The sequence below is a fragment of the Bradyrhizobium brasilense genome (assembly GCF_029714345.1).
GTDB lineage: Bacteria > Pseudomonadota > Alphaproteobacteria > Rhizobiales > Xanthobacteraceae > Bradyrhizobium > Bradyrhizobium australafricanum.
In genome coordinates this window covers 1,872,117-1,886,831 of sequence record NZ_CP121669.1, presented here as the reverse complement: position 1 = coordinate 1,886,831, position 14,715 = coordinate 1,872,117, and the positions used below count along the sequence as shown (strand labels likewise).

The following is a 14,715-nucleotide window of genomic DNA, read 5'->3' as shown; positions in this document are numbered from 1 at the left end:
ACAGCTCCGCAAAAACCGGTCGACGGCGCGAAAAGTGTCATAGACGGTGGATTTCTTATGAAAGGCACGCGATCAGCTAGCGCGTCGATTCTTTGCCCCAGGTGATCAACCAGCAGCTTCGCACCGACAGTCATGCAGCCCCCAAGGCACTTGGACACTTGAACAGAGATGCCGCCAATTGCGGCCCTCGTGTTCGGCGGAGTAAAACGCCGCGGAGACCTCGAGCGATGCCAGAAGATATGGCGCCATCAAAAATCCTGCGCGAGACGATCGGCTTCATCAGCTTGACAGTCGCTCGGCTCGCCGGACGGCATTGACCGTCGGCGGGTCGATCATCGCGACCATACCGACATTGTTTCCGGTGGCGAGCGGCTTCGAGCGCCACCATGGCGCCATTGCAGCCTCGCCTGCGGCGCGCTTCTGGGCCGCTCGGGTGGCAAGGATCGTGGTCACCGCCCGGGCGCGCGCCAGCTCCTTGGTTCGCCTTCCGCTTATCCTGAAGCGGTAAGCCAGCGGTCCTTTCCTTTTGGGCGTTTTGGGCGGGAAATGGTTAAGCTGACGTTCAAGCCAACGTGCCGACCAGCACCAGGCGGGCCGGCGCCACTGGCATGGTCCTGACTCGACGAAAACCAAAAGCATCGCATACTAGGCGAGGGTCGTGCCGATCAGGAGCCGCGCCGAGGCGGACGCTGCCGATGCGCGGCTGCCGCATGCGACTTATGCCGGGTTTCATCAGCCGGCCGCCACCCGCGCCGGCGGCGGCCGCTGGCATTTTGGCGGTTTTTCTCGACATCAGGCGAACCGGTTTCTGCCACGTTCACCGTCCGAAGCAAACACGCAGTGGCTGAGATGGGCGCTGGCGAGGCATCAACGGCGAGACACCCCAACGGCGCCGGGCCGTCCGCCATGAGCTCAGCGCACCGCTGATCGCCAATTTGGAAACTGGATGCGTGAGCAGCGTGCCAAGCTCCCACGGCGCAACGATGTCGCTAAGGCGATGGACTACATACTCAAGCGCTGGAGTGCGTTCACCCGCATCCTTGAGGACCGACGCATCTGCCTGTCGAACAACGCCGCCGAACGAGCCCTGCGCGGCATTGCCCTCGGGCGGAAGTCGTGGCTGTTCTGTGGCTCCGACCGCGGTGGCGATCGTGCCGCGATGAGGTACAGCCTGATCGTAACCTGCCTATGCCGAGTGCGGCATAGGCAGGTTTATGCCGCCCGCCGAACTATGCCGAGTCGGGGCGTTTTCCCCAGATTTCTCGCTGACCGGCGTTTGGTCGGTTCGGCATAGTTCGTTCTGTGCCTCCGCTTTCAACAGCGGAGAACAGGAAGATGGAAGTTGAAGAGTACTTGGGTAGAAGAAGCCGGCTGTACCGGCGTCTCAGAAGCGGGCCGCACGGACAGTTCGTCGAGCGCTACGCCGCTCGTCTCGTCGAAGAGAGGCTCGTTCGGCACGGCACGTGGCGTTGCCTCAACGTGGTTGGCGGGCTCCTGAGTTGGATCGCGGGCCGTCGCTACAAGCTGGTCGATCTCGATGAGCAGGTCGTTGCGCGGTACCTCCGACATCGAGGCGGGAGGCAGTCTGTCCAGCCCGGTGACCGAGCTGCACTCAAGCGATGGCTGTCGGTGCTGCGCGAGGAAGGCGCGATCGCGCCGTTGGTGCTACCGCCTCTCACCCCGCACGAACGGATCTTCAAGGAGTTCGATGCCTACCTGCGATCAGAGCGCGGCTTGGCCCCGAGGTCCATCGTCCGCCATCTCCCAGTCATCCGCAGGTTCCTGCACGAGGTGTGCTCCGGCGGCGCCGGCGCCCTGTGCAAGATCAGCCAAGAGGACGTGATCCGCTACGTTGAGCGCCACGCCCAGGATTGGAGCCCGGGAACAGGCAAGGCGATGTGCTGGTCGTTGCGTGCCTTTCTCCGTTACCTCCACCATCGGGGGCTGAACTCGCGCTCGTTGGCGGATTGCGTTCCATCGATGCGCCGATGGAAGCTCGCAACTCTACCGACCTATCTGCCTGCCGCTCAGGTGCGGAAGGCTCTCGACGGTTGCGACCGAGAGACGGTGATGGGACGGCGCGACTACGCCATTCTGTTGTTGCTGGCCAAGCTCGGCCTGCGGGCCGACGAGGTTGCGACGCTCACCCTCGACGATATCGACTGGCGCGCCAGCGAGATACTCGTTCGCGCCAAGGGCCGACAGCGCGCACGAATGCCGATACCGCCAGACATTGGCGCGGCTATCGTTGTATATCTGCGCAATGGCCGCCCAAAGTCGTCGTGCCGACGGCTGTTCGTCCGCACACTCGCGCCACACGTCGGCTTTGCTTCCGGATGCGCGATCAGCATGATCGCCAAGGCCGCTCTCGATCGCGTTGGAATCGAAGGTTGCGCCCACCGCGGCGCCCATATCTTCCGACATAGTCTCGCTACAGAGCTTCTCCGATCTGGGGCGACCTTGTCGGAGATCGGACAGTTGCTGCGGCACGAGAACCACGACACCACCCGGATTTACGCGAAGGTCGACATCGATGCGCTGAGAACATTGAGCCTGCCCTGGCCGGGAGGCGTGCAATGACCGATCTGCGCTCCGCACTCGATAAGTACCTGAGCATGAGCAAGGGGTTGGGATACAAGTATGAGCACCAGACCCGTCGGCTCGCCGACTTCGTCGCCTTCATGGAGAAGCGCAAAGCCAGGATCATCACGACGAAGCTGGCAATGGAATGGGCAACGCTGCCGCCCGATCGTCATGCATCCTGGGCGCTGCGATTGAGCGACGTGCGCGGGTTCGCGCGCCATGTCGCCAACTTCGATCCGAGAACGGAGGTGTCGCCCGTCGGCATGCTGCCCGGATGGAAGCGCGCCAAGCCCTATGTCTACAGCGACGCGGAGATCGATGCGTTGCTGACGGCAGCGCTGGCTCTGCCGCCAGCGGACGGGCTGCGCCGATGGACCTACCATACCTTGTTCGGGCTGATCGCGGTGACAGGCATGCGTATATCCGAGGCGATGGGCCTGGAGCGTGATGACGTCGACCTCGACGCCGGCGTGCTGACGGTCCGGCTGACCAAGTTCGCCAAGTCGCGGCTCGTGCCATTGCATCCGACGACGAGAACCGCGCTGCGCGACTACGCCCACCGGCGCGATGCGCTGCTCGGATCACGCTGCGGCTCGACCTTCTTCGTTGCCGAACAGGGAGGCCGATTGCTGCACCAGTACGTTCATCGCGTCTTCTGGCGATTGTCCAGAGAGATCGGGCTGCGGCGCCCAGGTGATCGTACCGGCCCACGCGTGCACGACTTCCGTCATCGCTTCGCCATCCGGACGCTGCTCGACTGGTATCGTGAAGGCAAGGACGTCGAGCAGCAACTCCCAGTTCTCTCCACTTACCTCGGCCACGCCTGCGTGCGCGATACTTACTGGTATCTCTCGGCCTGCCCCGAGTTGATGGAAGAAGCGGCGCGGCGTCTCGATCGGCGATGGGAGGTGACGCCATGAAGCCCGCCTGCAATGTCGCCACGTTGATCGAGCGCTTCTTCACCGAGCGCCTCATGCGCCAGCGCAATGTTAGCGCCAACACGATCGCCTCCTACAGGGACACGTTCCGGCTGCTGTTCATGTTCGCACAGGTGCGGCTGCGGAAGTCCCCATCGGCCCTGACGCTCGCCGATCTGGATGCAACGTTCATCGGCGCGTTCCTCACCGATCTCGAGGTAAAGCGCGGCGCCAGCGCGAAGACGCGTAACCTGCGTCTGACGGCCATCCGATCCTTCTTCAGGTTCGTGTCCTTCGAGGAACCGGCACACAGTGCGCTGATCCAGCGCGTGCTCGCCATACCGAGCAAACGCCATGACAAGCGACAGGTGCACTTCCTGACGCGCCCCGAGATCGAGGCGGTTCTCGCCGCGCCCGATCGAACGACGTGGCTTGGTCGCCGCGATCACACCTTGCTGCTGGTCGCGGCCCAGACGGGCTTGCGCCTCTCAGAGCTGACTGGCCTTGACCGGGATGCCGTCCACCTCGGGTCTGGTGCACACGTACGATGCGTCGGTAAAGGGCGGAAGGAGCGGACCACTCCGCTGACCACACTCGCTCGGTGTGCGCTCCAGGCATGGCTCAAGGAACCGTTGCGGAAAGGAGCAACAGCGTTGTTCCCGAACGTGCACGGGGGCCGGCTCAGTGCCGATAGCGTCCAGTCCCTGCTGGGAAAGCATGTTCGTGTCGCTCACAAGAGTTGCCCGTCTTTGAAGGCCAAGAGCGTGTCACCGCACGTGCTGAGGCACAGCGCTGCGATGGAACTGCTGCAAGCCGGCGTCGACTGCTCCGTGATCGCGCTGTGGCTCGGTCATGAATCGGTCGAGACGACGCAGACGTACCTGCACGCCCACCTCGCCCTGAAGGAAGCTGCCCTGGCGAAGCTCAAGCCGTACGAGCGCGGCAAGCGAACCCGCTTCCAGCCGAACGACCGCCTACTCGCCTTCCTCGAGGCGCTCTGAACGACCAGACTATGCCGAATGGAACGGGGCTGCCCTGCACGCGATCGACGGTGCCAGCGTGACAACGGCGTGCCATACCAAATCCGTTCGGCATAGTTCGGCGGGCGGCATAAACGGCCAAGATGAACGACCTCGCTCCACAAGCTTGGCTCGCCGACGTCCTGGCGCGCACCGCTGCACATCCGGTCCAACGGCTCGACGAACTCCTGCCCTGGAATTGGCGCGACCAGAACAAGCAAGCCAATCAGGCTGCCTGAGTGAGCGCTACGCGGTCCTCACCGGCTTTCAATTACCCACATTGTCGACGAGTTCTGATTGAGAGGCCGAAGACGATGTCATGGAGGCGTGTTAGTCCTCGCCAGACAACCATGTTTCCTGGCGGCGGATCGTGGTTGCGAGCGAGGTAGCCGCCGAGCATGGCGATCTGGAGCAAATAGGTGGCGAGGGTCTTGCGCAAGATGCGCGGCTTGGCCCGCGCCGCGTCGATGGCATCAAGCGTCGCAATTTCGGTTGTGGTGAGAACTGTCTCCGGCGCAACCTCGGGCTTTGCTCGTGCGGACATGGTGAGGAAGAAGATACGCCAGCTGACCATCGCGATGAGGGCGAGGAACTTGGCCAGCCGCTCGGCGGTCTCAAGCCTCGCCTCTTCGGCGCGGCAGCCAGACTTCATTACCTTATGAAACACCTCTGCTTTCCAGCGCAAGGCGTACCATTCGAGCTTCTCGATGGCGATGGCGAAATCTCCGACCGGCAGATTGGTCACCAGCTTCCAGTCGATCGGCGGACGGCCCGCCGGCGGGTCGATCTCAAGGGCTTGGATGTAGGTGAGAAGCTGAGGACTGTATCGCTTCTGCTTGCCGACGGGCGGCAAGGTTTGGATGGTGGCGAACTTCACGTGCACGCACGCCGTCTCATCCTGTCCGATCGCGACGTAATGGCGTCCCGCCCAAGGCGCCGCCGAGAGCTGGGTGAAGACCCGATGAGCTCTATCCCGTGGCTCCGCGCCGGCGGGCGCGGCGGCCAAGCGATTGGTCTGCACTCGCACCAGAAAGCGCGTGCCGAGATCCTGCGCCAAGCAAAAAAGCTCGTAGATATCGCTCTCGCGGTCGGCCACATGCACGCAGCGCTCCGGCGTGCCCACGAGCGCCATCGACTGGCGCAGGTTCTCCAGCCAGCGATAGCTTTCCTTCGTCTCGATCGGCACGCGCGTGGGGTTCACGTGCCGCTTGAGCGTCCAGGTCCCCTTGAACTTCGTGCGTGTCCAGAACTTCGCTGCCGTCAGCCCGAGCGGCGTGCCGCCGAGGGTTACAGCCAAGCTCGAATGCATCAGCACCCCACACAAGGTCACCACGTTCGGCTGACCCGCCTTATAGCGTCCGGCGTTGATGGTCTTGGTGAAGCCGATCTTACCCGGCTGCGCACGGCTGTAGATGAACTCGGTTGTATCCTGCAAAATGAGGATTGGTCCGTCGTTCGCCGCGCAGCGCCTGGCGGTCGCGGCAAAATGGCCGGCCAGCATCCCATGCTCGGTCACGCGCGGATTGTCGAAGAAGCGATAGGCGGCCTTCGTCGCCGCCCAGTCGCCGCACGCGGCCGGGACCGGTTGGCCGGGTGCCGCCGACATCTGATCAAGCAGGCGGCCAAATCGGCGCGCCAATCGCTTGTCCGGCAGCCCTGCCGCAACGACTTCGTCGTCATGCCAGCCTGCAGCACCAGCTCCCGTGTCTCTGCTCATCTGTGACGCCTCCGCGAATCGGCGTCACAAACAGAATCACAGAAGATTCAACCGGTGCAAATCCTACGCGCGAGATGTGGGTAATTGAAAGCCTCACCGGATGCTTACTGCAAAACAGCTGCTCTCGCCGCTGAGCTACGTCCCCAATTGCTTTACAAAATCGCCACTTGGACACAAGAATTTGGCTTTCCCTGCTGAACTCGAACAGCGGCCTCGGCCTTCGGACAGGCGGGCTCTGGCTTCACTAAAAGTCAAACCGCCGCGGAGGTGCTCAGCGCCAAGCCTTCTCGTTTTTCTTTTCGTAATCATTGAAGGCCTTCTCAAGCCCGCCTAGGACCTCGGCGGACGTCTCGAACATCGCCTTCAACTGCGGATCGTCGACCTTCTGGATGTCATCGCGCAGGTGGTTCCGGATATCTTGGAGCGCCTTTTGCATCTTCTGCGTATGGTGCCGGGGCTCGCGGTCTGCCTCACTTGCCATGATCAGTCTCCTCGTTCCTTAGGGCAGCGCCGGACACAGCAGCATCCGGGGAACGGCGGTTAACCGATTGCCGAAAGCGGCGTTCCAATTACGAAACTCGATAAAGGCGGAATGAATACAGAATTTGCTTACTGGATTTAGTGGCCGCTAACGTGACCGCCTCGACGCGGCGACGCGCGATGAATCCTTTTGCGAAATCGCAATTCACACCTGAAATTGCGATGCAACCCAAAGCGCGCGCAGACGCCTCTCACGTCACGATCTCAATGTGATCGCCGCGCCTTCCGCACGGCCGCGGGCCTGACATCCTAATAAGCCTCGTCAGGCCGGCGCACCGATGCATCGATCGTTAGCGCTTCGCGGGCGGGCCGCTCTTATTTCCTGGCAGGCCTTTGATGTTTGAGGGATCCTGCTGTCGCACGTGCTGATTTTGGGGGTTTGAACCGACTGTGCCCTGGCCCGGCGCGGGGCCGTTCTTGTTTCCGGGGGCGCCGCTAATGCCGGTTCCTGAATTCTCCGCGCTCGGAGAATTCGTGGCGCCGGTTGAGCTAGTGGCCGGCCGGCCAGGCGGCGTAGCGGCCATGCCTGGCTTTTCCTGCTCGCCGACGTAGCCAGATTCACCGGAATTGCGTGTCTTAACGCCCTTGTCAGCTTCGCTTTGTTGGCTCTGGGCCGCGGCTTGTTTGACCGTCATCGGCGTCGCCGCGATGACTGCGGCTGCAAGTGCGATAATGCATGTCCTCATGAGCATTCTCCTCCAGATTGCCTCGCACATATAACCCCCTTCGCCAGCCTGATTTCCTTTGGCCACAAAGAAAATCTCAGGGCATAGCGGTGGTCAAGACGCTAGTCAAAGCGCTCCGCTCTCCGATGGGCCCTGCTCCGAACACGGGGTGATGATGGTGGCTGTCCCCCGGTAGATGATGAAACGGGGTCACGACTTGAGTCGGCCCCAAGCATCTAAAGACGGAGGACAGCCGTGCTTTGCTATTTCGACAGCCGCGGGCGCAAGGCGAGGTCATCCAAATCGGGGAATGCGGATTTCGCCGCGCGACCACGGAGTATGCTGCCAGCTGTTCGCATGGCTAAGCTCCTGATCAGTCCCAGCTGGTCCTCACTCGGTGTATGTTGGCCGTAGGTTGAGAGTATACCCACTAGGGCGCCCGAGTGGGTCATGAGCGGCGTTGACTGTACGGCCTTAAAACCGGCGCGTCCGGCGATGTCCCGAAAAGGCAGAAATCAAAGGTCCATTGTGACGTCATCGAGAATGACGGGCTGCCGATTGAACAACGCACGACCGCAAGCACACCCATCCCTGATCGTTACACGACGAAAGCAGTTGAGAAACTCTTCAGAAAGGCCCTGCTGAGCCATGATCTCCAGATGGCCCGTCTTCCAGTCGATCAGTTGAATGTTGCCGAGCTCTTGGCCGGTAATAACCAATGCCTCGCTCAAAGCCGATTGGAGGAGCGGCAGTTCCGAAACGTCATGCATCTTCGCGATGCCTTCCGTGCCCGAACTATTAGGTGGGCGCTTTTACATTGGGCTTGAGAATTGAGAGCGACACCCTCTCCTCGATCAAAGCGCGAGATACCAAGATTTTCTCGTGAGTTTCCCTTACAACCTCGCGCGCTTCAAGAATCGCCCTGTCAGCAGAGCGCAAGAGCGCCTCTGACGACAAAGGAGGAGAACCCGCTTTCTCAGCCCTTCTGGCCAGAACAGAAGTCGTTGCATCGGTGACATGATGGACTACCGCAACGATCGCGCCATTGTCATCGAGAACCGGCCAGTTCTTAGGGTGCCAATAACGGACCTGCCAAGGGCGTCCTTCAGGCTGGATGTCATATCGTTGCATGCGCATCACCTGACCGCGTTTTTCGTGAAGAACTTTGCCAAAGGACTCGGCCAGATTGGCAACGCCGTCGGCAAATGTCAGGTGTGGATTGTCAGGGAAGGCGTCGAACATATCCAAACCGGCTAACGTATCTCGCGAGCGGGAGACGCTGCCGAGATAGGCCTCGTTGGCGTTAACAATCTTCAGATCCGGCGTGAGCAGAAGCATAGGTACAGGGGAATGCTCAAATGATCGATGCCACGCATCTTGTGCGCCGGCCATCAGAGCTTTTGGTGAGCGGAAGTTCGGTTGCACAGTCGTCATTATTGAACCGGTCTCTGAGATGCGCCCTTACTCTCAATCCTAGCTGAAACCGGCTTGTATGCCAACCAAGGCGACACCGTGGGATTACGGCATTCGCTGGGAACCATTCTGGCCCCATAGCTCCCCAGGCGTGTTGCTTCGGCTCATCTCCCGGAAGAACGTTCTTCGGGCGCAGATCGCTTTCTACCGTCCTTTGTCGGATCGAGAATGAAGATCTCGCGGACGACGCTGCCGCGGCGCTTGCAGGTTTCAAATCGGGGCGGCTGTCCTTTGGGGCCGCCGCGGCCTTCTCAACAGCCGTCGTCGCTGATGCGCTGTCCCTGCGGCGCGACGTTTGAAGCCACCGGCCGGCCGAAAGCCAGATTCACACCCCTCACATCTACGCTGCGCAAAGGCGCGATGGAATTCGACGATGAAGATGAAGTTGGACCGCGACAGGTCCTACCCGGACCGAGCGAATTGCACAAATCCACAGCTCCTCAACGATGACGAGAATTGTCTTGCTTGAGCAAATTCCTCACCCGCCGCCGCTCTTCTGTGATTGTTGGAAGAGACATGCCAAGGATGCGCGCACGTTCAAGAACGGAGTTAACTGGTCGTCTCAGCGCGACCGCGATGCGGTTCGCACTAGCCCGAGCGGCGATCATCGCTTTAAGTCGTTCAATTTCCTCGGGGGTCCACCTTCGATAATGCATGTCCGTAAATGGCTTGCCGTAACATACGTTCCTCGGTGACAACGGTCCAAACTAGGAAACGCATTTCGACTGGAACGCCCGTTGCTATCTGGAGACTACTTTCTCCGTCCCACCCGTCATAGGCCATGCCCTATACCGACGCTAACTCTTATTGGGAGGGGTCTCATTGAGTAGCTCGCTCACATCCGGCTGCTCGATCTCTGCATCGATATTTGCGGATCTGTTGCATCCGCAGAGCATGCCGGCACCGCACGTGCAGCCGAGGGGTTCGCCGGTTCAGGCGAGGCGCGGATGGCTCTCGCAAACCCAGCCAAGACCGTGACGAATGGAACAACTCAGGTTGGTCACAACGTGTCGGGGGTACGAAGTGGAGAGCCTTTATCCTCGTTGATCAGCTCTTGCTCGGCTAAGTGCCAAAAATCTTCGTCTCGTCCTTCCGGTTTGCCGGCCTTTTCCCAGAGCTGGTAGGCACGCGCAGCTACGGCTTCATCAATTCGCTTATTCATCGGATTTCTCCTAACCCTCAACGAGCGGGAGCTACATGCGTTCCTGCCTTGAACGAACTTACTCGTAGCAGCTCTTTGCCGTGACATCGCGATAGTCGATCTCGGCGACGAATGGCAGCTCAAGCCATGTAGCGTTAAGCTTCCTAATCGACTTGGTGAGCTTTGACTTCGAGCTCACGACTGTATGGAGCTGCTTTCGGATGGCTGCACGCAGTCTGCGACCAGCCGGTGCCGCCCATGTAAGCCAGCTCCTTACCCTTATGAAGCCGATAACGGGAAATTTTTGCGTTGTACTCTCTTCCCGGTAGGAACTGGTGCACACTTTGTAACTTAGAGCATTTTCATCACCTTTCGCAGGGGAAGTCCGATGGGTATCCTTCGGCAGAAAATTGAAGGGATCGAAACGATTGCAACTAAGCTTTGCCGCTGCGGCAAGCAGGCCGAACTGATCCGGACAATGCTGAACGTGCACAATGGCCGACATGTTCGCATGTTTGAATGCAAAGGCTGCAGCGGACGAACCTGGGACGACTAAGAGCTGTTTCCCTGCTACGCTGTCATGCAGGTGGGTCCTTGGAGCGACACCGGGATAATCTCGCCTCGCACCATCTTTCCCAACCCCCGTCGGACCAGACCCTGCGGGGGTATTAGTAGAAGCCAGTACTTGCGCCGCGAACCGCAAATGCTGCGGCGCGCTACTACCTTTGCGCCACGCCGCTCGGATGGGGATCCCATATAACTTGGATTTGTGTCGTGCAATTTTGCGCGTAATTGCTCTCGCAGCCACTCAAGAACGCAGCAACGCTGGGGTATCGATGGATGACATCTTTCTTCAAGAGCAGAGGGTTGAACGTCGCCGCATCAAGCGTTCCATGATCAACCGAAGTGCGCTGGTGTCCTTCTCCATGAGAGGGAGATCAATGCCATGCGTGGTCCGCGATGCCACGAACAGCGGTGCGAGTCTGCGCCTACCGGGAGCCACCGTCATTCCGACAAGCTTTCATATCTCCTTTGGCAATTTCGCGTCGTCCCGAGCTTGTCAGCTCATATGGCGAGACGGCGACTTCCTCGGAATTCGATGGACCCTTCAAGGGGAGTTGCTAGCCCGCGACGCTGCCGACTTGCCGGTCTTCTTTGCTTCATAGCTCACCCCGTAATCCTACGCGCCGGCGACGCGCGCAAGGTCCTGCTTGCGAATGCCCAGCCTGTCGCCTCACTTCCGCTACGGGGCCATCAGCACAGACATAGCGAAGAAATGTGCTACTCCTTGCGTCCTGCAGTTTGGAACTGTGTAACATTCGGCGCAGGCGGGTTCGGGAATTGCTTGACCGATAATAGATACTCTTCAACGACTTTAAGCGCCGGTTCACTGGCGAAGGGAAACAACCCAAAGACGTTGAGGTCTTCGTGTGGATCCATCTCTATGTTGAATATCTTCGGGTAGCCGGCCATGGGGGCGCTGGCCGACCCGGGTCCGGGCTGACGCTGTGGGCCAATGCCTGTCGGGTACACGTCGGTGAAGTACACGCGCCATTGCTTCCACCGCGCAGCAACGAGGTCGCCGCCGATAAAGCTCAACAGGGTGTCACGCGTTCCCGTCTCGCTTTGCCCGCGCAACACGCCGGTCTGATCAACGCCATCAATAGGCCGGTCGCTCGGCAGCTTGGCTCCGATGATGCTGGCGAAGGTTGGAAAGAAGTCCATGATCGAGAGCATTGCGTAGGAAGTCGTGTCTGGCTTGATTTGGCCCGGCCAGCGGATGAAACAAAAGGTCCGTATCGAGCCCTCGGTGGCTTCGCCAAGCTCGCCGCGAAACGGACCCGGGCTGCCCATGTCTGGCGTTCCAGCGTTGCCATATTCGCGAAAGGCTTCTCCGGATGGGCCGTTGTCCGACGCGAACACGAGCAGCGTGTTGTCATCTACGCCAAGTTCCTTCAGCGCATCGAGAATCTGACCGACGTGATTGTCGCCTTCCATCAGCTTGTCGCCATAGTTGCCTATGCGAGATTTTCCCTTGAACTGACCGGACGGCAGGTTGGGTATATGCCCCATTGAGAACGGCAGATAGAGGAAGAAGGGCTTCCCAGCGGCTTTCTGTCGTCGCATGAAGTCAATTGATTTTTCGACCAGCTCGTTATCGATGTTGGCGCGCACCTCCGGTGTGAACGGCTTGACGCTGTGTAACTCGCCGCCGGCTATTGCCTCGACGACCTGCGGCCCATGGCGCACCAACACGTCGTAGGGCACGGGTAAGGAGTGTGTGAGTTCGATCTTTTCAACGTAGGTTGCCGAGTCCCACGTCATGTCGGGAGGGATGCCGTAGTACTCATCGAACCCATGCGACGTCGGTAGACTCTGCGGGTCTTTGCCCAGATGCCATTTGCCGAAGATGGCCGTGGCATAACCTACGCTCTTGAACAGATCGCCCATCGTGACCGAGCGCGCCGAGAGCGTGTTTGGTCCATCTGGAACGAGAATGAGCGACAGCCCCTCACGGATCGAGTAACGCCCCGTCATCAGGGCTGCCCGCGACGGCGTGCAAGCCGGCTCGACCAGGAACTGGGTTAGCCGCAACCCTTCGTGGGCCAGTTGGTCAATCCGCGGTGTCGGCGCGCCACGCAACTGGCCTCCGCCATAGGGACCAAGGTCACCGTACCCAACGTTGTCGGCGAGGATGAAAACGACGTTTGGCTTTTGCGATTGCTGCGCGGTTAATGGGGTCGTTCCCAAAGGCACGGCAAGACACGATGCTAATAGAAGAGTGGATAAATTCCTGCTCACTGCCATCGTACACCTCCGTTGTGCAATGGAACGGGAGAGCGGCCGCCTTCAGGTACTCTATGCACCATTGAAGCTCTGATTGGCATTTCCGGTTGGGGTCATGAGCCAGGGTCAGCTCCACCGCGCCTATGTTCGTTAAGAGTCACGAAGAGACACTTCCCGCGTGCTGCGCGGGGCGGCCCCAAGAGGCCGACCCGCCATGCTGATCACGAATACAGTTTATTTTGCCATTGCCGTCCTGGCGGCCTCGATTTTTGCCTTCACGGAATCGAGGTTGAAGCTCGCGCCCTTCTGCATCGGCGGAAACTCGACCGCCGTCATGGCCAGCTTCTCGACCTTCTGCTGGACGAACACGAAGCGCCAGAACTCATATTTGAACCAGTCGAAGTATTGTTGCGCGCCGCATTTGGTCCCGCTATCTGGCCAGCCCGTTCGCTCGAACGGATCCAGGCGAAGGTTGGTCAGGTAGGGTACGTCAACCTTGCTTTTTTCGCCCAGCCAGCCCCCCGGTTGGTCGATGAAACGATACTTGTAGTCGTCGATGCGCACAGCCCCGAGTTCGCTCTCGCCGAAGTACCAGATTTCGTGCCGGCTCGACGGCCCCTTGCCGGTAATCATGTCCATCTGATTATAACCGTCCAGATGGCACTTGTAGGTACGGTCCCCGATGTGCTTCCCCTTCTTCAGTTCCTCGACAATGTTCGGGTTGCCGGCAGCGGCCAGCAAAGTCGGGAACCAGTCCAGCCCGGAGATGATGCCGTTCTCGACCTTGCCTGCCGGCACTTTGCCCGGCCAGCGGATCATCGCGGGCGCGCGAAAGCCGCCTTCCATGACCGTACCTTTGCTTTGAGCGAAGGGGGTCTGTCCGCCATCCGGCCAAGTGAAGACCTCGGTGCCGTTATCAGTGGTGAAGATGACAATGGTGTTGTCATCCACGCCTATGTCCTTGAGCTTTTGCATGACGATGCCGACATCGTCGTCAAGCTGTGCCATGCCGGCTTCATGAATCGACCAGCCGTTCTTGGAGTTGCGCATCGCCTGGTACTTCGGCGACAAATGCGTGACGATGTGCATGCGGGTCGGATTGAGCCACAAGAAGAACGGCTTGTTATCGGCCTTGGCCTTTTCAATGAAACTCAACGCAAAGTCTCGGATTTCATCGTCGACAGTTTCCATCCGCTTGGGATAGAGCGTTCCGGCGTCTTCAATCCTTTGCTTGCCGACCTTGCCCCAGCGCGGATCCACGGTGGCATCGTCCACATTGGTCGCCCACGAATGGATCATGTTGCGCGGACCGACTTTGTTCAACAGCTCCTGCGGATAAGCGGGGTGGGCCGGGTCTTCCATCGCGTCGAGATGATACAAATAGCCGAAGAACTCGTCGAAGCCGTGCACTGTCGGCAGAAACTCGTTCTTGTCGCCAAGGTGGTTCTTGCCGAATTGGCCGGTGGCATAGCCCATGCCTTTGAGCGCGGTGGCAATGGTCACGGCCTCCGCCGGCAAGCCTGTGGGGGCGCCGGCCTGACCGACCGTTGTCATGCCGGTGCGGATCGGTAGCTCGCCGGTGATGAAGTTGGCGCGGCCTGCGGTGCAACTTGCCTCGGCGTAATAATCGGTAAACAGCATGCCTTCTGCGGCGATCTTGTCGAGGTTCGGCGTCCGGCCGGCCATCATGCCGCGATGGTAAGCACCGATATTCCAGATGCCGATATCGTCTCCCATGATGACGACGATATTGGGCCGCTGGCCGCTCGGTGCCTGCTGCGCCTGGGCCAGTGCCTTTTCGACCGATGCGGCGGCACCCAATGCGGACGCGGCAGCCAGGCTTGTCGTCGCGAGCAATCGTTGCGACGGCTCA

The 14,715-nt window shown here is 60.1% G+C and carries 12 protein-coding genes and 2 pseudogenes; 5 read left to right on the top strand and 9 right to left on the bottom strand.

The genetic code is table 11. The annotated features are described in order from the left end of the window. Positions 1-279: 279 nt before the first annotated feature. On the bottom strand, positions 280-453 hold the full coding sequence (locus QA635_RS08695) for a hypothetical protein (RefSeq protein ID WP_283068348.1): 174 nt from the start codon (positions 451-453) through the stop codon (positions 280-282). Positions 454-860: 407 nt separating this feature from the next. On the opposite strand from QA635_RS08695, the pseudogene QA635_RS08690 reads away from it, so the two are divergent. From QA635_RS08690 to QA635_RS08670, 5 genes and pseudogenes are all read left to right on the top strand, one after another. Then, positions 861-1,183 (top strand): annotated as a pseudogene (locus QA635_RS08690) (IS66 family transposase); the annotation flags it as partial. 152 nt (positions 1,184-1,335) lie between these two features. Continuing rightward, a complete protein-coding gene (locus QA635_RS08685) occupies positions 1,336-2,580 on the top strand; it encodes a tyrosine-type recombinase/integrase (protein WP_283068347.1) in 1,245 nt (414 codons plus the stop codon). Beyond that, on the top strand, positions 2,577-3,503 hold the full coding sequence (locus tag QA635_RS08680; RefSeq protein WP_283068346.1) for a tyrosine-type recombinase/integrase: 927 nt from the start codon (positions 2,577-2,579) through the stop codon (positions 3,501-3,503). Before QA635_RS08685 ends, QA635_RS08680 begins: the two co-directional genes overlap by 4 nt. Further along, the gene (locus tag QA635_RS08675) at positions 3,500-4,501 is read left to right on the top strand and encodes a tyrosine-type recombinase/integrase (RefSeq protein WP_283063947.1); all 1,002 of its coding nucleotides are present in this window, start codon (positions 3,500-3,502) and stop codon (positions 4,499-4,501) included. Before QA635_RS08680 ends, QA635_RS08675 begins: the two co-directional genes overlap by 4 nt. A gap of 113 nt (positions 4,502-4,614) precedes the next feature. Continuing rightward, a pseudogene (locus tag QA635_RS08670) lies at positions 4,615-4,758 on the top strand (transposase domain-containing protein); the annotation flags it as partial. A gap of 32 nt (positions 4,759-4,790) precedes the next feature. Here the strand turns inward: QA635_RS08670 and QA635_RS08665 are convergent. The 8 genes from QA635_RS08665 to QA635_RS08630 form a co-directional block, all read right to left on the bottom strand. Then, positions 4,791-6,236, bottom strand: coding sequence for an IS4 family transposase (locus QA635_RS08665; RefSeq protein ID WP_038373858.1), 1,446 nt, complete (start codon positions 6,234-6,236; stop codon positions 4,791-4,793). Between the two features lie 271 nt (positions 6,237-6,507). Continuing rightward, entirely contained in the window at positions 6,508-6,717 is a 210-nt protein-coding gene (locus QA635_RS08660) for a hypothetical protein (RefSeq protein ID WP_283068345.1), read from the bottom strand. A 349-nt stretch (positions 6,718-7,066) separates the two neighbouring features. Next, on the bottom strand, positions 7,067-7,300 hold the full coding sequence (locus QA635_RS08655; protein WP_283071529.1) for a hypothetical protein: 234 nt from the start codon (positions 7,298-7,300) through the stop codon (positions 7,067-7,069). Positions 7,301-7,956: 656 nt separating this feature from the next. Continuing rightward, complete coding sequence (locus QA635_RS08650; RefSeq protein ID WP_283068344.1) at positions 7,957-8,211, bottom strand: GAF domain-containing protein; 255 nt, start codon at positions 8,209-8,211, stop codon at positions 7,957-7,959. Positions 8,212-8,239: 28 nt separating this feature from the next. Continuing rightward, on the bottom strand, positions 8,240-8,875 hold the full coding sequence (locus QA635_RS08645; RefSeq protein WP_283068343.1) for a PAS domain-containing protein: 636 nt from the start codon (positions 8,873-8,875) through the stop codon (positions 8,240-8,242). Between the two features lie 1,039 nt (positions 8,876-9,914). After that, positions 9,915-10,076 carry a DUF2934 domain-containing protein gene (locus QA635_RS08640; protein ID WP_283068342.1) on the bottom strand — a complete coding sequence of 54 codons (162 nt, stop codon included), beginning with the start codon at positions 10,074-10,076 and terminating at the stop codon, positions 9,915-9,917. Between the two features lie 1,260 nt (positions 10,077-11,336). Next, positions 11,337-12,863: an arylsulfatase gene (locus QA635_RS08635; protein ID WP_283068341.1), complete on the bottom strand. Its 1,527-nt coding sequence runs from the start codon at positions 12,861-12,863 to the stop codon at positions 11,337-11,339. Between the two features lie 213 nt (positions 12,864-13,076). Further along, positions 13,077-14,699: an arylsulfatase gene (locus QA635_RS08630; protein ID WP_283068340.1), complete on the bottom strand. Its 1,623-nt coding sequence runs from the start codon at positions 14,697-14,699 to the stop codon at positions 13,077-13,079. Positions 14,700-14,715: the final 16 nt, after the last annotated feature.